Origin of the sequence: Streptomyces sp. CY-1 (assembly GCF_047218265.1) — a bacterium.
GTDB lineage: Bacteria > Actinomycetota > Actinomycetes > Streptomycetales > Streptomycetaceae > Streptomyces > Streptomyces niphimycinicus.
Window position 1 is genome coordinate 11,391,357 of the sequence record NZ_CP178393.1, and the last position, 19,019, is coordinate 11,410,375.

The window sequence follows — 19,019 nt, forward strand, 5'->3', positions numbered from 1 at the left end:
ACCTCTTTCTTGGGTGCGGGCCGCGCTCGAAGCGGCTTGGGGAGTCGGGGGTGGGGAGGGGAGTACGGTGTCGCGCCGCTATGGCGCGCCGTGCCGCCCGCGAGCCGCGCGGGCCCACTCGGCCAGGACGGGGACGCAGGTCTCGGCGAAGTACTCGTAGTCGGCGGCGGTGTTGTAGACGTGGGCGGACACTCGCAGATAGCCGATGCCGCCGAAGCTGGTGAAGGCCGCCTCGACACCCAGCTCCCCGGCGACCCGGTCGCGCAGCGCGTCGGCCTCGACGCGGGTGGCGCCGAGCCCCTCGGGCAGCCGCACCAGACGCATCCCGGGGACCGGCATGCCGACGTCGACGCTGCTGTCGGCGCCGGTCAGCGCGGTGAACGCGGCACCGATGACCTGCGCGGCGTAACCGGCCAGGTGGTCCATATAGCGGCGGGCGCGCCTCCAGCCCCAGGTGTGCTCGATGAAGCCGAGCGCCGTCGGTGCCGCCAGATAGCAGGTGGCATCCACCGTGCCCTGCTGGTCGAAGCGGTCGGGGTACGGGTCCTCTGCACCCCATGAGTCGATCGGTGGGTAGAGCCGCTCACGCAGCGGACCACGGGCGACGAGCGCTGCGGTGCCCCGGGGCGCGCATCCCCACTTGTGCAGGTTTCCGACCCAGAAATCACAGGTCAGCCCCGAGAGCGGGGCGGGGAGCAGACCAGGTGCGTGCGCACCGTCCACGAGCAGCGGGATCCCGCGCCGCCGAGCCTCCGCGCCGATCCGCTCCACCGGCAGCCGGCGGGCGGTCGCCGAGGTGATCTGGTCCACCACGATGAGGTCCGTCGCCTCGGACAGTTCGGCGAACACGGCCTCGCACGCTTGCTCCTCATCTGCGTCGAGGGGTACCCGCGCGGTGCGGACCCCGCCATCCCAGCGGTCGCGCGCCAGCCGCTCGGCGCCCATGGTCACGGCGCCGTAACCGTGGTCGGTGACGACGATCTCCCCGCCGCGGCGGCGGTCGAGGGCGGCGTACACGGTGCTGATGCCCGCGCTCGCGTTCGGCACCAGGGCCAGGTCGTCGGCGGCCACCGCCAAGAAGTCGGCGATCTCGACCCTGGTGTCGGCGATCCGCTGAGGCAGCGCCGGGAACCACACCACCGGGGAGCACTCCATCTCCATCCGTAGCTGCTTCTGCCGCTCCTGTGCCACCAGGGGAACCGCGCCGAAGGAACCGTGGTTCAGGTGTCTCATGGCGGGGTCCAGCGTCCACGCCCGGTCGGCGGGACGGCCGTCGGCCAGCAACAGGGGGCGTGGTGCCGCGATGACATCGGTCTCGCTCACATGAGTCCCGATCTTCCGGGGTCCGGGTGTTCCGAGGGGCGTCAGAAACGAGAGAGATCTGATCGCAACCAGAACACGTATGATGACTCGGCATCCTGCATGACGGATCCCAGGCAATCAAGGGGTGTAGCAGCGTGGATCATCAGATGACTTCCGATCGATACCTCTGACATATCTGATGAATCGGTACAGTGCGGCGAAGGGCGCGGGACCGCGCCCCGCCCGTTCGGGAGGAATCGGATGTCCGCAGTCGACAAGGCGTTCCACGGCCTACGCCACATGATCGCCACCGGGCGCCTCAGCGCCGGAGGGCGCATTCCGCCCGAGGGCGAGCTGTGCGAGGAACTCGGCGTGTCCCGGGGGTCGTTGCGCGAGGCCGTACGGATGCTCGCGGCCCTGGGGGTGATCGAGCCGCGGCACGGCTCCGGTACTTATGTCTCCCAGCTCAGGCCGGAGGACATCATAGGTAGCCTGTCGCTCACCCTGGAACTGCTGCCGCTCTCCGGCCTGCTGGAGGTGTACGAGATCCGGCGTGTCCTGGAGTCCCACGTCGCGGCGCAGGCTGCGGCCCGCAGCACCCCGGAGACGGTGCGGGAACTCTTCACGCTCATCGAGGCCATGGACGCCACCGACGACCCCACCGAGGCATCGGACCTCGACCACCGCTTCCATGCCGAGATCGCCACCGCGGCCGGAAACCCCGCCCTCGGCTCCCTGCTCTCGGTCTTCCGCGCCCGCTCCCGCAAGTACCAGATCTTCAACCTCCCCGAGGGCGAGCAGATGCGGCGCAAGAGCGACGAGGATCACCGAGTGCTGGCCACCGCGATCGCCGACCGCGATCCGCGCGCCGCCGCCGGAGCGGCCGAGGCCCATGTCGCCCAGACGGAGCGATGGCTGCGCGCCTTCATGCCGCCCATGGAGGAGGACTCCCCGGCCTGACGCGTTGCGTTGCCTTTGACGCGTCAGACCATTGCGCGTTCGCAATGCGCCTGTGGGCGCCGGAATCTGTGTCACCCTATGCGACCTGCGAGTATTCGTGGATGAGGCCGCCGAGTCGATCGTGTCGACTGATGCGAGTGTGGTCCCTGGCGATGGGCGGCTCGGGGTCGGTGAGTCGGTCTGGTGCCCGTTGTGCGAGGAATCGATGTGGCCGGTGTCTGTTGTAGTGCTCCGTGTACTCGCGGACGAGACGGCGCAGGTGGCGCTCTCCGGTGATCAGGGCGGGGTCGGTTGCCTCGCGTCGGCATGATCCGGTCCAGTGTTCCGCGATGGCGTTCATCCGGGGCACCTGGGGCAGTGTCGGAATGACGTGCACGCCGATCGCCTGGAAGACGGCGTCGGAGCTGTCGGTGAAGTAGGGGCCGCGGTCCCGGGTGAGGAAGCTGATCGACTCCGCGCGGTCACCGAGGTCCACGAGGTAGTTCCGTGCTTGCTGGGTGATCCAGGGGTCGGTCGGGTGCCGGGGTGATGCCGGCGATGTGTACGTGTCGGGTGCCGTGGTCGATGAAGAACAGCACGAACCAGCGCCGCAGGAAGACCGTGTCGATGTGGAAGAGGTCGGTGGCCACGATGGCGGAGGCCTGGGCTTTGAGGAAGGCGGGCCAGGACTGGTTGGTGCGCTGGGGTGCGGGGTCGATCCCGGCCTTCTGCGAGATCTCCCAGACGGTCGAGGCGCCGAGTTTGCGTCCCAGGCCGAGTAGTTCGCCGTGGATCCGTCGATATCCCCACCCCGGGTTCTCGCGCGCGAGGCGCAGGACCAGTTTCCGCAGTGCTTCCGGCGTCGGTGGTCGGCCCGGACGGCGGTCCCGACGGTGCCGAGGGTCTTCGCAGGTCAACGTCTGTGAGGGCCCTCTTTTCGCGCTCTCGTTTCCCACGTCGAGGCCGAGTACGCCGCTCACCGACACCTTGACTCGGACGTTCTTCTCCATGCCGCCCCTCGGCAGTCGCCTGATTCGCGTTCTGCCCGTCACGGCACCAGTGCTGCCGAAGGGTTCGAATGGCACAATGCCAGTCGCAGCAGCACGATCGATTTTCATCTCGCGTGGACCACCGGCCACGCGAGAGCGTCTGCACGAGCGACTGTGGCCGACGACCGTCGGGACTCGGTGCACCCGCTCCGATCCGGGCTGATGGCATTCTCGTCAAACACAGTCGCATGAACTGCACACCCGAGGCATCGAGCCCACCTGGATCCTCGGCGGCCTCAACAACGGCGCTGGAACGAGAGCAACGTCATCCGTACCAGGTGATGTTGCAGATATAGATGCAGTGATGGCGTGGTACTGAGAGGAAGTTGATGAAGCCGCGTCCGCCGAGAATGTCGAATTCTCGGAGTCCGCCTTCTCGGTCGAAGGGCCGACCCACCTTTGCCGCGTCGACTCAAAGCGTGGCGAGTTCGGTCGCCAGTCGCTCGACCTCTGCTACGACACCTGGCGCAAGTCCGTCGGCGACGTACTCCTCACTCGGGTTGTACTCCCAGGTCCAGTCGGTCACAGCCCCGCCTCGGCCTCCGCGGCCTTACGGATCTGCTGAATTTCGTGGATGGCCGCCGTCGGGTCCTGTTCGGCCGTATCGACGATCTGCTCGAGTTCACGGAGGCGGGCGGCGCGTTCCGGGTGCCGCTCGATGGCGACGAACACGGCCCATGAGTGGACGAAAGCCCGCAGGGGCACGAGGCTCTGTGTCTGCTGTGCGTTTGTGGTCGCCTCGAACAGGTGCTGAGTGAGCGCAGGGATTCTGCTGGGAGCGATCCGGGCGACAGCCGTGCGCAGTGCGTCAGGGGTGAGGACGGGCATGGGGATCAGGGGTCCATACGGGCCAATGGCGTGGTTGTTGCTATGGGGGAGTGGTTGATTGCAACGTTCTCCGTAGGCGCGCGAGGGCTCGGTACGGTTCTGAACCGAGCGCTACGGTGCGGTACGGCTGGGGGTCAAGAGGTCGCAGGTTCAAATCCTGTCGTACCGACCGGCGTTTTCGCAGGTCGGAGGCCGTTTCCGCGGGTAGCGGAGACGGCCTTAACCTTTTCCGGGCGGGGAGCAATGGGGAGCCCTCTGGGAGCCCTTGTGCTCCCAACTCGCAGACGTGTCAACGGTGCCCGATTCGTCCGTCACCTGATCCGGTACACCTACAGCGCCGTACCGCGCCCCTGTGCGCCGCCATCAACTGTAGGCCCCCGCGGTCACCCCATCGATTCGGATGCTCTGTGCATCAAGAGGTATAAGGACCCTTGTCGGCTCTCGACCCCTTTCTGGGGTGGGAGTACGGAGTCGCGCTCCCCATGCGACAGGGGAACGGGGGACTGCTCGTGATCTCTGCGGGTCGGTTTCCGCAGGCAGTGGGCACGCGGGCATCCTGGTCGCCCTAGGCGGCCTGCGCCAAGAAGCGGTAAAGCCCCTTGGCGTCTGCCGGTAGACGGGTCACTCCCAGGGCGTGAGCGCCGTATCCGGCTCTGGAGCGCCGTAGGGGGATAATCGCGGGGGACTCTGCGGTCAAAAATAGTGCGCCAAGCAATGCATCGTATGAGCGCGGTGTCGTCGTGACACGGTCTCTTGGGCGACCTGCAAGGCGGATTATGGTCTGTTCGGCTGCAGTGAGCGCCGCAGTGGGGGTGCGCAACGCACCAGCGACGGCGCGTTGGAGCATGACCGAGGCAGGAATGCAGCAGTCGGTCACTCGACCTTCGAAAACAGGCGTTTCAGTCTTCGGTGACGCGGATGATCGTCTTGCCGGGGGTGCGCTTGTCCGGCGTGAACGCGGAGGCTGCCTCGGCGAGCGGCCGGACGGCGCCGACGATCGGCTTGAGGCGGCCGTCCCGCAGCCGCTGGGCGAGGTCGGCCAGGCAGGCCCGGTCGGGTTCGACGACGAAGAAGACGGCTCGCCCGTCGCGGGGGTGGACGGTGACCGGCTCGGCGATGGTAACCAGGGTGCCGCCGGGGCGGACCAGTGCGGTGGAGCGTTCGAGGATCTCGCCGCCGATCACGTCGAGCACGACGTCGACCTCGCCGAGGTCCGCCAGTCCCTCGGCCTGGAGGTCGACGAAGGCGTCCGCGCCCAGGGCGAGGGCGGTGTCGCGGTCGCCGGCCCGGCCGGTGCCGATCACCCGGGCGCCGACCTCGCGGGCCAGCTGCACGGCGATGGAGCCGACGCCGCCCGCGGCGCCGTGGATGAGCACGCTCTGGCCGGTGGTCAGGTGGGCGTGGTCGAACAGGGCCTGCCAGGCGGTGAGCCCGGAGATCGGTAGTGCGGCGGCCGTGAGGTGGTCGACATCGGCCGGGAGCGGGGCGAGATTGCGGGCCTCGACCGCCGTGTACTGGGCCAGCGAGCCGTTGCGGGCCCAGTCGGTCACACCGAACACGCGCTGCCCGACCGCCAGGCCGGTGGTGCCGTAGCCGAGCTCGGTGACCACGCCGGACAGCTCGTGGCCGGGCACGCTCGGGGTCCGGTCACGACCGGCCCGGTCAGTCCAGGTGCCGGGCCAGTCCAGCTCGCCCGGGGTGAATCCGGCGGCGTGCACCTCCACGATCACGTCGTTCTCGGCGGCGCGCGGGTGGGGCAGCTCGGAGAGGGTCAGGCCGCTGACACCGGCGTCGCGGTCCTGGACGGTGATGGCTTGCATGAGGGGTTCCTCTGAGTAGGGGGAGGCTCAGGGAGCGGGCATCACGTCTGGTGGGCGCAGGCATCGGCCCCGCGGGAGGCCGCCCGGCCGCCATGACCCATCCCAGCGCGGTCCGCCCCTGTCCGCCACCGCACACAGCGGCGGACGAAGGACGGCTGACAGGCGCCGTGGTGGTCACGCCCTGAACCCTGGAAGGGAAACGGCCCAAAGGTATGGGCCACTCGCATTCATTTCCAGTGGGCCATTTACGCGACTCCGGTTATCCCCCAGCCACACACGTTCTCGCGGCCTCCCCTGTGAGCCGAGTCGGCTGGCCAACCCTTCACCGTCTTGCACTGCCGGCCGTCGCCCGCCCCGCACTTCTCGCACGTCAGCCGGAGCACCTCGACGGCCACCGCGGCGCCCTGTTCCCGACGCCGCCGGGCTGTGGCTTTGCTCTCTCAATCGTCGGCCCGGTCCTGGGCTCAGGCCGCAGGGGTGCCGTTTTGCGGGACCGGTAGCGTTGCAGGGCACTCTCCGTTCACTCCGGGTGTGAGCCTGGAGCTAGCCAAGGAGAAACAGGGTGGCCGTGCTGGTCCGGCAACAGTCCATTGAGGTTCCGGTCGATTTCTTCGGCTTCTCGTTGCAGGACGGAGATGACACGCAGGTACCCATCCCCTACCCGGACGACAGCCCGGATGACGATGCCGAATTCCTCACGGCCTTCGAAGGACGGGTGGATGTCAGGAGCGCGGGCCACACGCACCGCGCCCTGCTGACCGGCGAGGTGTGGGACGGTGCCGCGCCGGCGGACCACCGTGAGGCGTGGGAAGCGCAGGGAGAGACGGAGATCCGTTCGACGTCGGGCGCCCTCGCTGTGTGGGTGGTGGGTGGCGCAACCGAGGAAGATCTCGAGCTGGGTTCTCCTGGCACGTTGTGGAAGCTGCGGCTGTACTGCACCGGCCGCCAGGAGGTGGCTCGGCTTTCCCAGGAGGGCGTCCCCCACGGTATCGAGCGATATGTCGCGCAGTTCTGGCCCGCGCCGGCGTGAAGCGTAGGAGCCCGGTTTCCGGGTGCCCGAGCCCCTACGCCACGAGGTCACAGGGTCACCGGGTCAGGTGATTTTGACCATGAAGGCGTCTATCTCTTCCGTGCCGATCCTGCCCTCGACGATGCGGTATCGAACCGCACCGCGCGGGCATGACCGGTGAGTTCGGGGGCGGCCGTGGCCAGGTTGTCGTCCCACTGCGCGTGACGCCGCCGCCGGCGGCCGGGGCGGCTATGCCGCGCTCGGTCATCATCCAGGTGATCGCGGTGCTGAGTCCGAGCGGCTCGCGGCCGCCCCGCCGCCGGTGCGCCGCTTCGGCTTCTCCTTGCGGTGGCCGCGGTTCTCTTTCACCTGCTCGCGGGCGGCGGCCAGGGCTTGGCGGGCGAGGTCGACGCCGCTCGGCTCGGTGGTCATGCGATCACCGCCCCGACGCGTGGTGACGGCCCGGCGCTCGCACGGCGGCGGGCCGTCGAGCGGGAACCCGGGGTGATCGACTCTCCGCGCAAGCGGAGGTGAGCCTGGGCGGAGCACCGGCGGAGCCTGCTTCCCCTCGGTCTGCGGGCGAGCTGAGGCGGCCGCCATCCCGCTCATCGGCTTCCTGCGCGAGGTGGGCAACCTGGCCGACGACTCCGGGGATGATGACGGCGACGGCGGTGCAGCTTCCGGCACTCGGGCAGGTTGTCCCAGTCGGAATTGATGAATGACTCTCGGGCGGCCATGTCCTGGCGGGCCTTGGCGGAGTCAGAATGTAGCCGAGCGGGTGTGCTCGATGCGTATGCGCGCCAAGTCGGCGCTGGGAACACTGTGCCGACTGGGCTCGTTCGTCTGGCGGTTGGGCCGTCGTAGACGAGGAGAGCGATGCCGGACTCGGGATTCCCGCCTGTGCAAGCGCGTGGCCGAGGAGCCGGCTGGTATCGCGGAGACTGCCACATCCACTCCGTGTACTCGGACTGTGCCGCTCGAAAAGTCGTCGCTGCACGTCAGGCCGCATATCTGTACTCGTTGATGAGGCCGCCGAGGATCCGGGTGCGCTCGATTTTGAGTGTGTGGAGGTCATGCGCTGCGCCGGGTTGTTCGTGAGCGTCGGGTGGGAGCTGGTTCCGGCCTTGGTGAGGTCGGTGCTGGTTGTAGTGCCGCTCGTAGGCCGCAAGGACGTGGCGGGCATGGGCCTCGGTCATGATCAGGATATGGTCGAGGCCTTCGCGTCGGATGCTGCCGATAATGCGTTCGCAGTGTGCGTTCATGGGGGAGCTTGTGGCGCACTTTTGAGGATCTCGATCCCCTCGGCCTGGAAGACGGCGTCGAACGCCTGGCCGTACTTGCCATCGCGGTCGCGCAGCAAGAAGCGCAGGGACTCTATGCGTATACCCAGGTCGGCGGTGAGATTCCGCGCCTGCTGCGCCGCCCAGTCCCATGTCGGGCGTGCGGTGCTCCCAGTGATGTGCAGCCGCCGGGTGCCGTGCTCGAGGAACACCAGCGCGTACAAACGCTTGCCGAGGGCGGTGTCGATGTGAAAGAAGTCTGCCGCGATGGTGCCCTCGGCTCGCATGGTCAGGAACTCGCGCCAGGTGGGACCTGATCGACGTGGCGCCGGATCGACGCCCGCGGCATGGAGGATCTCCCAGACCGTCGAGGCGGCGATCCGATGCCCGAGTCGGGTCAACTCACCATGGATCCGCCGGTGTCCACCTCGGGTTCTCCCTGGCCAGCCGTAGGACGAGCTTCTTGATCTCTGTCCGGGTGGGTGGGCGTCCGGTGCGTCGGCGCGCGGTGTAGTCCCACTTCGCGGCGATGAACCTGCGGTGCCAGGCCAGCAAAGTGCCGGGGGCGACAGGGAACACCTCGCGCCAGTGGCGTCGGGGTATCAGCGCGGACAGGGCGGCAAACCAGAACCGGTCGGCGAGCTCGTCGCGGACTGGTCCGGCCGCTGGCGACGCAGGACCGCGTTCTCGTGCCGCAGCACCAGAAGTTCCGCGTCCTTCGCCGTCCCGCGACGGAGGAGAACTGATGGAACGGTCAGCAGCTTCCGGGTCACGTTGTGCAGCAAGGACACGATCACGGAGGACATGATCCCAGCGGGCTGGCCATACCACTCCCACCTGCGACGATGACTTTTCGAGCGGCACAGCGTCGAGAGACGCTTGCACGGTTCTGAGGGGGCGGGGACGCAGCAATGCGTCCCCGCTACCCGACACGGCTCGTCCAGCACTCCGAAACCCTGATCACCTGGGCCGCCATCACCCTCATGACCCGCCGCCTCACCCGGAACCGCCTTCCCCGGCCGACCACAGCGTCCTCGTACACACCAGCCGCCTGATCAGCTCTCCGGCTCACGTCTGATCGTGCCGGGGTCACCCCAGCCCCGGCAGGCCGCGCAGTTCCCCGATTCGCAAGAGTCGCGCAAAGAGCAGGAACAGCAGGACCATCGTGATGCCGCCTGCAGTCAGTGAGAGAGCCGGCGTCCAGGAGACAGATGTCAGGCTGTGGCCGCCGGAGCGGGCGATGAGCCACCCGGCGGCACCGGCCCCGGTGGCGGCCGCGGTCAGCTTGGCGTAGGTGCGGCAGATCCGCCGACCGTCGAGCAGCCCCTCGATGCGTCGCCGCAGCCGTAGAGCCGTCAGCAGCAGGCCGATCGCGTAGGACAGGGCGTATGCGGCGGCCATCCCGGTGACCGCCCAACGGGGGGACAGCAGAAGATGGCAGGCCACAGCGAGAGCGATATTGATGCCGCTGATCCACAGCGCCATACGGAACGGCGTCCGGGTGTCTTCGAAGGCGTAGAAGCCGCGCAGCAGAAGGTACTGAGCGGAGAACGGGATCAGGCCCAGGCCGAAGGCTTGCAGCATGTGGCCCAGTGAGATGGTTGCTGCGGCGTTGGTGGCACCATGGGCGAACAGCAGCTGCGCGATCTGCGGGCCGAAGGCAACGAAGAAGAATGCAGCAGGGACGATGATGACGCCGCTGGCTCGGAGTGCGCGGGACAAGTCGGCACGCAGGTCGTCGACGCGGTGCTCGTTCACTGCCCGGCTCATGCGCGGGAGGAGAGCGGTGACGAGGGAGACCGTGACGATCGACTGGGGAAGCATCCAGATCTGCTGGGCGTAGCTGTAGGCGGTGTAGCCGACGCCGTCGTGGGGCAGGGCGGCGTCGGCGGCGGAGGCCAGGCGGGTGACCACAGTGCTCGCCATGAGGTTGGCCAGTACGAACAGCAAGGTCCAGCGGGCCGCGTTCACGCTCTTGCGCAGGCCGGTGCCCCGCCAGTCGAAGCGCGGTCGCAGCCGGAATCCGGCTTCGCGGGCGTAGGGGATCAGGGCGACCGTCTGGAGGGCCAGGGCGGTTGTGGTGCCAATTCCGAGCAGCCTGACCTGGGCGTCAGTGATGTCGGTGACCTTTTCTGGGGCGATCATCATGCCGACGTAGAGGCCGAACATGGTGATCAGGATGAGGTTGTTCAGAACAGGGGTCCACATCATCGCCCCGAACCGGTTCCGGGCATTGAGGACCTGCCCAAAGATGCTGAACACGCCGTAGAAGAAGATCTGCGGGAGCAGGAAGCGGGCGAAGACCACGGTCAGCTCGAACGCGTCGTGCGTGGTGGGTGTGTCGTTCTGGTAGACCCTGATGATCTCGGGAGCAGCCCATGTGGCCAACGCGGTGCCGACGCCGAGGACACACAGCACGAGGGTAACCAGGCGCTGTTCGAAGGCGGCTCCGCCATCTGGGTCCTCTGTGCGGGCCCGGACCAGTTGGGGGACCAGGACGGAATTCAGCGCGCCACCGATCAACAGGAAGTACAGACTGGTGGGCACGGTGTTGGCCTGGTTGTAGGTGGTGGCCAGCAGCCCGGTGCCCAGTGCAGCGGCCTGCAGCATCTGTCGGATCAGTCCAGTGGCGCGCGAGACCACCGTCCCCGCCGCCATCAGCGCGGACGACCGCAACACCCCGCTGCCCTTGCCGCGCTTGGGTGCGGCATGCCTCCTATGTCTTGTGCTTGACCGCTCTAACTTCTCGGGCGACGTCTCCTCGCTCATGGGCACAATTTACGGTGCAATCAGCATGCGTTTGGAAACCCACCCCTCGTCCCAGGTCCTGCCCAGAGGTGGCGATGGACCTGACCACATTGATCAGGACCGGGGATCACAAACAGCTTCTCAACTTGTCTTTTAACGTGCGGTCCAGATCCAGCCAAGTGGAGTGAGGCCGAGTGCGCGGGCGACGGATTGGGAGGCGTGGTTGTCTGCGGTGGTGCTGTAGAAGAGCACGGTCTTGTTGCGGTGCTCACGCTGGGACCAGGCGGCTACGACGGTCGGTGCGAGGCGCTTGCCGCGGAAGTCGGGGCGGGTCCAGATGCCTGCCTCTGCGGCGGTGGCGTTCGAGGCGGGTGTGAAGCAGATCGACACCGGCTCCCGTTCGTGGACCGCCATGGCCCACTCACCCATGCGCCCGTTGATCAGTTCGTTCCACTCGTCGGGCTGCCAGTTGTCCGGCCGGATCAGGTGTTGGGCGGTGCGCTGGCCGTCGGCGGTGGAGACGATGATCGGCAGCGGGGCTGGGTCTGGGACGGCGAGACGGTCCGGGAAGACGAAACACGGGCCGCCCTCGACGGACACCGTCCGGTCGTCAAGGGATGCGACCAGACAGTGCAGTGCGTCGGGTAGACGACCGGGGCTGTACTCCTGCTCCATGCCGTCGATGGAGCTGGGGAGCGCGAGTCTGGGCGAGAGTGACAGGAGACGTGCGTGAGGGGACCATGCCCACACTGCGAGCAGGGAAGGGTTTCTGAGGGCTGCTTGCGGGGTGTCCGGGTCTGGTGCGAGGCCGTAGTTCGCGTCGATCTCCAGGGCCAGCAGGCGTCCTTCGTCCCATCTCATGGCAAGAGGCTAGCTTCGCTGGACGGCCTGGGCAGAAGAGTTTCCTCCAAGGAGACAGTGGTTCGGCCTTGGTGTGATCATGTGCGCTGTCGAGACGCTGATGATCAACCAAGGGCCGTGAGAGTGAGTCTGCTGCACAACCCTGCCCGCATCGAGTCCCTGATGATGTTGTCCCGGTTCCGGACCGACTTCTACGGCTGCTTACCCGCCCGCGGGGATGCGCTGTTCGAGCCGACCGACGCGATCGTGCGTGCCGACGGGCCGGTGAGGTCCCTGGTAGGGCTGGCTCTGGCCCCGGAGCACCACCGTGGGCACGGTGCTCTCTATGCAGGCCTGAATCAGGGCCGGGTGGATGTGGGCCGACTGCGCCGGGCGCTGGTCTTGGTGCCGTTGCCGAGGGCGGCTGACGGGCGCCTGGTCCTGGCGGTGGACATCTCACCGTGGCTGCGTCCGGACGCCGACACCGCCCCTGACCGGTGCTTTTGCCACACATACGGGTACGGCGAGAACAAGCACCTGATGATTCCGGGCTGGTCGTACTCGGTCGTTGCCGCGCTGGAGGCCGGGAGGACGTCGTGGACAGCGATCCTGGACGCCGTTCGGCTGGCGCCCGGCGCCGACGTTGCGGCGGTGACCAGCGCGCAGATCCGGGAGGTCATCGAGCGGCTGGTGGCCTCTGGCCAGTGGACGGACGGCGACTCAGACGTGCTGGTGGTGGTCGACGCCGGTTATGACGCCCCGCGGCTGGCCTACCTGCTGGCCGACCTGCCCGTTGAGATTCTGGGCCGGACGCGGTCGGACAGGGTGATGCGTCGGCTGACTCCGGCGCGGGTCTATGACCCCAAGGGGGCCGGCCGCCCAAGCACGGCGGCGAGTTCGTCTTCGGCCAGCCCGGCACCTGGGGTGCCGAGCAGGTGGTGACAGTCACCGACACCCGCCTCTATGGGAAGGCGACCGCGCAGGCATGGGACCGGCTCCACCCCCGGCTGACTCGCCGGGCCGCGTGGATCGAGCACTCCGCTGAGTTGCCCATTATCGAGGGCACCGTGATCCGGCTGGAGGTGTCCTACCTGCCGTCCGGCGCCGAGCCGAAGCCGGTCTGGCTGTGGTGGTCCAAGACCGGTGCGACCGCGGCCGACGTCGACCGCTGTTGGCAGGCGTTCCTACGACGATTCGACGTCGAGCACACCTTCCGGATGATGAAGCAGACCCTGGGCTGGACCGCTCCGAGGCTCCGCAGCTCCGAGGCCGCCGGCCGGTGGACCTGGCTCGTCATCGCCGCCCACACCCAGCTCCGGCTCGCCCGCCCGCTGGTCCAGGACTTACGACACCCCTGGGAGAAGCCGGCCCCGCCGGACCGGCTCACCCCAGCCCGAGTCCGGCGGGGGTTCAGGAACATCCGTCCGACAGCAGCATCCCCAGCGGGAGCACCGAAACCCTCACGACCAGGCCCCGGCCGACCGCCAGGCACCCGGAACCGGCACCGAGCAACCCGCCATGACGTGGGCAGAGTCCTCGCCACCGACCAGCCCTACCAAAGACCCACCCACCACAAGGTCGGCACGAAGCCACAGCGGATCAGTTAAAAGACAAGCTAAGAGGCTCCACCAGTAGGTAGGCACGGGAGTCAGTTGCCCTGCCCAGGGGCGTTCGGTTACCTGACGCAGTCAGGCCGTGCAGGCGCGGAGGCGGCGCAGCATGCGTGGGTCCTGGAAACCGACTGAGCGGGCGGCGGCGTCGATAGTCGCGCCGTGGCTGATGAAGTGTTGGGCGCGTTCAAGGCGGAGGGTCTGCTGGTAGCGCAGTGGGGTGAGCCCGGTAGCGCGGCTGAAGAGGCGGGTGAGGGTGCGTTCGCTCACGCTGACGGCCGAGGCCAGGGTGGGCAGCGGGAGCGGTTGGTCGAAGCGAGCGTCGATGAGGTCCTGGGCGCGGTGCACGGTGTCGTCGAGGTGGGACCGATGCCGGAGCATCGCGTTGGACTGCGGCTCACGGCCGTTGCGGCGAGCGTAGACGACCATGTCCCGGGCCACCTGGGCGGCGACGGCCGGGCCGTGCCGGGTCGCGACCAGGTGCAGGGCCAGATCGATGCCGCTGGCGATGCCGGCCGAGGTGATCACCCGGTCGTCGGCGGTGAACAGGACGTCGCGGACGACCACCGCCCTGGGGTGGCGCAGGGCCAGCTCGTTCTGCACGTTGTGGTGGGTGGTGCAGTGGCGGCCGTCTAGCAGGCCGGCCCGGCCGAGCGCCTCGGCTCCGGCGCAGACGCTGGCCACAGTCCCGCCCCTGGCGTGGTGGTCCCGGAGGACCTGCAGGGAGGCGGTGCCGATGGCTGGGGCGTCGGCCAGGGTGACTGTCCGCCAGCCGGGCACCACGATCGAGTCCTCGGGCCCGAGCTCGGGCGAGTCGGGTCCGGCCACCAGCGACAGCCCCTGGGCCGTGGAGACCTGTGGCTGCTCGGCGACGTAAGAGAGCGTGTAGGGGTGCCCGAAGTCGGCGGCCGTGGAGAAGACCTGCGGGGCCGGCCAGGTCCAGCACGTGGACTCCGGGCACCAGGAGGAAGACGACGTGGCTCACGATTCGGTCATCATGCCTGAAGTAGTGCTGCGGCCTCCATCTGGTCGACCGTCGCGATGGTGGCGAAGCGTCCCGCGAGGGCGTACTCGGTGCGCCTGATGACCTCTTCGGCAGGCAGCGTGCGGGGGTCGGCCAGCAACTCGGCAACGCTCTGGTCGGCGGGAGCGTCGCGGTGCGGGATGGGATTGGTCGCGGTCGCGTCGATGACAAAGGTGACCTGGTAGCCGAGGTCGCTGGCGACGCGAGTGGTGGTCTCCACGCACTGCTCGGTGCGGATGCCGCAGACGGTGAGCTCGCGGATGCCGCGCTCGGTGAGGAGTTGCTGCAGGTTGGTGGTGGTGAAGGCGTTGTGCGAGGTCTTGTGGATCAGCGGCTCCCCACCCGCTCGCTCCAGCTCCTCCATCAGCCGAACATGGCCGAGGGCCGGGTCGAAAACATCGCCGGTGCCGGGCTCGGAGTGCAGTACCCACACCACAAGGTCCCCGGCCCGATGAGAGAGTCGGACCAGGCGGTTCACCTGGTCGGCGATCTTCAGGTCGGAGGTGGTTGCCCAGAGCGGACGGGCACGGAAGGACTCCTGGACATCAATGACGATCAGTGCTCGGGTCATGCCCCAAGCCTGAGCCGCGCGGGCGGAGCGGCGACAGGCCGCATCGGGTCCGGCAACGGACCGATCCGGTCATCAGAGCAACCACGCAGGGGCACGAGGAACTGCGCGAGATTGGCAGGCAGATGCCTGTGCTCTCCCGCTTCGCGCACTCAGTTGATCAAGCAAAGCCTCGCGCCTCTGGACAGTGCACATTAGGGCGTCCGCCAGCAGGTCATCGAATGCGAGGGTTTCGTGGGCGGGTGCCCCAGCGGTAGAGGGTCCAGGCGCGTCGGAGCAGGCAGCGGACGGTGATGATGGTGCTGGCCAGGGCGATGAAGACCTCGACTGGGGCTCTTCGTCGCTCGGTACAGCGACGGAGCTTGCCGAAGTTGTGCATCCAGGAGTTCGTGCGTTCCACCACCCACCGTCCGACAGCCTGGTTGGAGGTCTTCGCGCCGCGCTCGGCGATCTGACCGCAGATCCCTCGGGCCTCCAGGTCCTGGTGGACCATGCTGTCGTGGGTGCTCGGACAGCGGTCCCAGGGCCGCTTCCAGGTCGGCGAAGCGGTCGAGGGCGGCGGGTAGCAGCGTGTGGTCGCGGGTGTTGGCTGGCGCCGGGTCGGTGACCAGCGGTATGCCGTGCCCATCCGTCAACTGCGAGCGTTTGATGCCTTGTTTCGCTCGGTCGACGGGGCTCTTGCCAGCGCACTCGCCGCCGGAGGGGGGCCTTGGTGATGCAGCCGTCGGCGGACAGATGGTCGAGTTCGAGGCCGATCATCCGGTCGTAGGCGGCCAGCACGAGCAGTCTCAGGGTCTCCATCACCCCAGCCGCGATCCACTCGTCGCGTGCAAGTCTGTAGGGGAGTGTCAGTTGAGAATCGTCATTTGAGCGTCAGTGGTATGGGCCCGGTGACCTGGCGGTTGGCGCTGACGGATGGTGCTCATCTGGTGCTGACATGAGTGACGAACGGCCATGTCATTCTTGTGCAGACTGCTATAGCGGGTGGCGAGTTTGCGCTGGTCAGAGGCGTCTGGTCGGGAGAGGCCATCTGTCCCCGCGGGCCTGTCACTTGTGCGCGCGGATGGTGTGGTGGTCGGCGGCCCAGGGGTATGCCGAGGAGGTCGCACGGCCAGGCCGGTTCGCGACGGGCTTCGATGTCTTCGTCGGCTGGGCAGGCCGCCTGTGCGGTCACTCCGGGAAGGTCACTGCGTGTTCCAGCCAGCCAACCGCCTTCAGGTCCCGGGCTAGCCAGCTGTAGGCGAGGTTGGTGGCCTGACGTTCCAGCCCCGTCGACAACTCCTCGTGATGCACTGCTGGGCGATGGAACACCGAGGCGTGGTCCTCTTGCAGACTGCTCCACAGGGAGCTGGGGATGTTCGGCTCCTCGGCGAGGTCGAACTCCACTGCTGGCGCATCCTGCATACGAGATCCGGCATTGGTGCGCAGGGTGTAGGCAACGTTGGCGCTGTAGGCCTTGGTGTTACCTGGCTCCGGCATGATCACTAGGCCGTCGGCGCGGACCGGGAAGATGCTGTACAGGCCGAGCGCGGCCCCGAACCGGGGAAAGTTGTGCTGCACCAGGTCGCGGTAGCCGGCGAGGGCGTCGCGTACGACGTCCTGGGTGATGGATCGGGTCAGTTCGGGGGAGTAGGTCTGCCAGAGGTAGCGGCCTTCCCCTGGGCGGTCGGCGGGCGGGCGCGGATCGGTGAGCTTGTCCTCAGGCAGGTGCTGCAACTGGGCGTGGAGCCAGCGGACGTCGGCGGAGTCCACGGTGTATCTGCCCCACTGCCACCGCGACCATCGCGTTGTCTCGACATGCGCCATCAGCGCATCCACCTCCGGCCGGAGGTCCTCCAAGGAGATCTCCCGGCCGAGTCTGCCGGGCCGCCCCTTCCCCATGATCTGCTGAGCGAGGAACCATGCCCGTTCGGCCGCCAGGGGAGAGGCGGCGTCGACCGGGAGGGTGCGGTTCTTCACCCGGCGTGCCAACGGCTCACGCAGCCGGTTGCGGGACCATACCCAGCGAGTCAGGGGTGCGTCGGAGACGGGGAAGCTTTGGCGGTCATGGAATTGCGCCATGGGGAAGGACTGCCAGGGGTGGATGTCTGGCCGGACGACGAGATCGGCGTCCAGGACTCCCTCACGGGCCTGCGCGACGGTCATCCACCTGTCCTCCTGATCCATGAGTACACCCCACGGCGCGAGCGCGCCCTGATCATGCGGCGCCAACAACTTCCCCAGCTCGCCCAGCCCTTCAAGCCACGAGAGCGTCGCCTCACGCAGCCGGCCCCCTATCGCGAGAGCCGGCTCGGGGTCTTCGTCGCAGGCTCCGGCCGATCCGCCCGCCGGTCCGTTCGTGGAAGCCGGCGGCAGCGGGCCGGTGTCGTGATCAGATGTGGTCTCGTCAAGGACCCAGGATGCGGCTGCCGGGTTGGTGCAGGCCAGGCGGCGCAGGAACTCCTCCGCGCGGCCACTTGTCGCGGTCTCCACGGCGAACGCGATCGCGTATCGCCAGCGCGGGAAGTGTTCGGCTCCCGCAGCGGTTTCGAGCTGTGCCTCCTCGTCTTGCAGGGCCTGCGCGGCGAAGTGCTGCTCGAACAGGGGGAGAGCAAAGCGCAGCAGTCCGTCGTCGTGGACGACGAGCCCGGTCGCTTCCAGTTCCCAGATCACGTGCTGGCGGGCGAAAGCGCTCGCTGACACAGGGCTTTGCTGGTCCAGGATGCTGGCGGCGAGTCGGGGCAGGCTTGCCCATACCTCCGGTGAGGCTTCGGGGTGTTCGCGCTGGAGGATGGCGCGGGCCAGTCCTGACAGCAGTTCACGCGTGGAGACCTGCGTGTCGCCGCCGGCTCGCAGACGGCTGGCGAGGGCGTGGACTTGCAGGGGACTGGTCAGCAGCTGCTGCATCTCGTGCGTGTCCAAGCCGGGCACGTAGTCCTCGTTCAGCACGGTGTGCAGCAGGTCCCAGCCCCGCTGTACCGGCCATGCCGGCACGTCGAGGCGTTCTGCCGCATCCACGTTGCCCGCGCCCGGGCGGGTGGTCGCCAGGATGCGCACCCGGGGCCAGGTTGCCACGAGTCGGCGCGCGTCGGTGAGAAGTTGGTCGGCCCTTTTCGGGCTCACCGCGTCGAGGTTGTCCAGGACGATCCGGCAGTCGCGCACCGGATCGGCTCCCAGTGCCTCCTGCACGGTCCCGGCCAGCGTGGCTGCGACCTCCCGTGCCTCCAACCACACAGGAATTTCGACCTGCGGATCCGTCCAGGCCTGAGTTAGTCCCTCGCTCCACCAGCGCTCCGCCGCCTCGCTCTTGCCAGCCCCCATGGGGGCAACCAGGACACGCAGCGCGCCCGCAGGCACCTCTACCACCGGATCGGCTTGCTCTGTCCTCCACTCCAGCGCTGCCTCTACTCGGTCGGCAGGGGTAGCGCGCAGGCGGACGACGGTGCGGGCACGGCTGCTGTTCGATGCCAGGGCCAGCGCCTCGGCGCGTGAGCGTGAGCGTGCCGAGAACGGCAGCAGAGCCGTCAGCCGCTCCAGGAGGTCGTCCGTGCCGAAGGACGCGGCGGCGACCTCGGCTGCTTCGGCGTCGCTCAGCGTCCGAGCCACAGCCTGGGAGTGCGTCTGGATCTGCTTCCTTTTCCAGGTGCGCAGGCGATCCGCCGGATAGTGCTCCGGCGTGGCGTCGATCTCGAAGGCATGCCGTGCGCACAGCGGGATGAGGTTGGTGAAGCTGCGGTTGTCTTCCTCGCTCATCTCGGGATCCCACCGAGGTCCGCCTTCGCTGCGGGCATGGATGTGCGCGACCTGGCTGTTGAGGACGCGCTGGCCGGTGGCCGGGTTCTCCCGGTGCAGCGGCTCCCCGCAGTCGGGGCAACCACAGGTCAGTGCGGTGGCATACAGCTCCTTGAAGGTGCTCTCCGTGGGAGTGGCATGCCGGCGGGGAACACGGCCGGCAGACGGGACGTCGGAACCCATGTGCACAGTGTGACGGGCCCGCCGCCACCCGCGCAGACAGAACGCGCC

General features: G+C 68.1%; 12 protein-coding genes and 5 pseudogenes. 4 read left to right on the plus strand and 13 right to left on the minus strand.

All coding sequences use genetic code 11. The annotated features are described in order from the left end of the window. Nucleotides 1-78: 78 nt before the first annotated feature. Nucleotides 79-1,323, minus strand: coding sequence for an aminotransferase class V-fold PLP-dependent enzyme (locus ACK1X7_RS47975; protein WP_385156494.1), 1,245 nt, complete (start codon nucleotides 1,321-1,323; stop codon nucleotides 79-81). A 240-nt stretch (nucleotides 1,324-1,563) separates the two neighbouring features. Between ACK1X7_RS47975 and ACK1X7_RS47980 the strand changes: the two genes are divergently transcribed. Further along, a complete protein-coding gene (locus tag ACK1X7_RS47980; RefSeq protein WP_382958491.1) occupies nucleotides 1,564-2,262 on the plus strand; it encodes a FadR/GntR family transcriptional regulator in 699 nt (232 codons plus the stop codon). A 76-nt stretch (nucleotides 2,263-2,338) separates the two neighbouring features. On the opposite strand, the gene ACK1X7_RS47985 is transcribed toward ACK1X7_RS47980, so the two are convergent. The 4 genes from ACK1X7_RS47985 to ACK1X7_RS48000 all read right to left on the minus strand — a co-directional run bounded on the left by ACK1X7_RS47985 (nucleotide 2,339) and on the right by ACK1X7_RS48000 (nucleotide 5,938). Beyond that, nucleotides 2,339-2,737, minus strand: a complete 399-nt coding sequence (locus tag ACK1X7_RS47985; protein WP_413116806.1) for an integrase core domain-containing protein — start codon at nucleotides 2,735-2,737, stop codon at nucleotides 2,339-2,341. Continuing rightward, the gene (locus ACK1X7_RS47990; protein WP_413116807.1) at nucleotides 2,724-3,251 is read right to left on the minus strand and encodes a hypothetical protein; all 528 of its coding nucleotides are present in this window, start codon (nucleotides 3,249-3,251) and stop codon (nucleotides 2,724-2,726) included. Before ACK1X7_RS47990 ends, ACK1X7_RS47985 begins: the two co-directional genes overlap by 14 nt. Before the next feature lie 561 nt (nucleotides 3,252-3,812). Further along, nucleotides 3,813-4,118: a hypothetical protein gene (locus ACK1X7_RS47995; protein ID WP_413116808.1), complete on the minus strand. Its 306-nt coding sequence runs from the start codon at nucleotides 4,116-4,118 to the stop codon at nucleotides 3,813-3,815. Nucleotides 4,119-5,017: 899 nt separating this feature from the next. Next, nucleotides 5,018-5,938 (minus strand): NADP-dependent oxidoreductase, encoded by a 921-nt coding sequence (locus ACK1X7_RS48000; protein WP_390795870.1) that lies wholly within the window; start codon nucleotides 5,936-5,938, stop codon nucleotides 5,018-5,020. A gap of 562 nt (nucleotides 5,939-6,500) precedes the next feature. Between ACK1X7_RS48000 and ACK1X7_RS48005 the strand changes: the two genes are divergently transcribed. Beyond that, entirely contained in the window at nucleotides 6,501-6,968 is a 468-nt protein-coding gene (locus ACK1X7_RS48005; RefSeq protein WP_385158285.1) for a hypothetical protein, read from the plus strand. 246 nt (nucleotides 6,969-7,214) lie between these two features. Here the strand turns inward: ACK1X7_RS48005 and ACK1X7_RS48010 are convergent, their stop codons facing one another. Together ACK1X7_RS48010 and ACK1X7_RS48015 are read right to left on the minus strand one after the other, a co-directional pair. Beyond that, nucleotides 7,215-7,379 carry a hypothetical protein gene (locus tag ACK1X7_RS48010; protein ID WP_382958485.1) on the minus strand — a complete coding sequence of 55 codons (165 nt, stop codon included), beginning with the start codon at nucleotides 7,377-7,379 and terminating at the stop codon, nucleotides 7,215-7,217. Nucleotides 7,380-7,945: 566 nt separating this feature from the next. After that, a pseudogene (locus ACK1X7_RS48015) lies at nucleotides 7,946-9,024 on the minus strand (integrase core domain-containing protein). A gap of 135 nt (nucleotides 9,025-9,159) precedes the next feature. On the opposite strand from ACK1X7_RS48015, the pseudogene ACK1X7_RS48020 reads away from it, so the two are divergent. Then, nucleotides 9,160-9,264 (plus strand): annotated as a pseudogene (locus ACK1X7_RS48020) (IS5/IS1182 family transposase); the annotation flags it as partial. A gap of 52 nt (nucleotides 9,265-9,316) precedes the next feature. Here the strand turns inward: ACK1X7_RS48020 and murJ are convergent. Further along, nucleotides 9,317-10,885: a murein biosynthesis integral membrane protein MurJ gene (gene murJ / locus ACK1X7_RS48025; RefSeq protein WP_413116971.1), complete on the minus strand. Its 1,569-nt coding sequence runs from the start codon at nucleotides 10,883-10,885 to the stop codon at nucleotides 9,317-9,319. 243 nt (nucleotides 10,886-11,128) lie between these two features. Then, the gene (locus ACK1X7_RS48030; protein WP_385154746.1) at nucleotides 11,129-11,836 is read right to left on the minus strand and encodes a GNAT family N-acetyltransferase; all 708 of its coding nucleotides are present in this window, start codon (nucleotides 11,834-11,836) and stop codon (nucleotides 11,129-11,131) included. A 165-nt stretch (nucleotides 11,837-12,001) separates the two neighbouring features. Between ACK1X7_RS48030 and ACK1X7_RS48035 the strand changes: the two are divergent. Beyond that, nucleotides 12,002-13,422, plus strand: a pseudogene (locus ACK1X7_RS48035) (NF041680 family putative transposase). Nucleotides 13,423-13,503: 81 nt separating this feature from the next. Here ACK1X7_RS48035 and ACK1X7_RS48040 read toward each other — a convergent pair. The 4 genes and pseudogenes from ACK1X7_RS48040 to ACK1X7_RS48055 all read right to left on the minus strand — a co-directional run bounded on the left by ACK1X7_RS48040 (nucleotide 13,504) and on the right by ACK1X7_RS48055 (nucleotide 18,971). Beyond that, nucleotides 13,504-14,410: pseudogene (locus ACK1X7_RS48040) on the minus strand (GlxA family transcriptional regulator). A gap of 10 nt (nucleotides 14,411-14,420) precedes the next feature. Then, nucleotides 14,421-15,020: an isochorismatase family protein gene (locus tag ACK1X7_RS48045; RefSeq protein ID WP_383142688.1), complete on the minus strand. Its 600-nt coding sequence runs from the start codon at nucleotides 15,018-15,020 to the stop codon at nucleotides 14,421-14,423. Between the two features lie 211 nt (nucleotides 15,021-15,231). Further along, nucleotides 15,232-15,854: pseudogene (locus ACK1X7_RS48050) on the minus strand (IS5/IS1182 family transposase); the annotation flags it as partial. Between the two features lie 333 nt (nucleotides 15,855-16,187). After that, the gene (locus tag ACK1X7_RS48055) at nucleotides 16,188-18,971 is read right to left on the minus strand and encodes a hypothetical protein (protein ID WP_413116809.1); all 2,784 of its coding nucleotides are present in this window, start codon (nucleotides 18,969-18,971) and stop codon (nucleotides 16,188-16,190) included. Nucleotides 18,972-19,019: the final 48 nt, after the last annotated feature.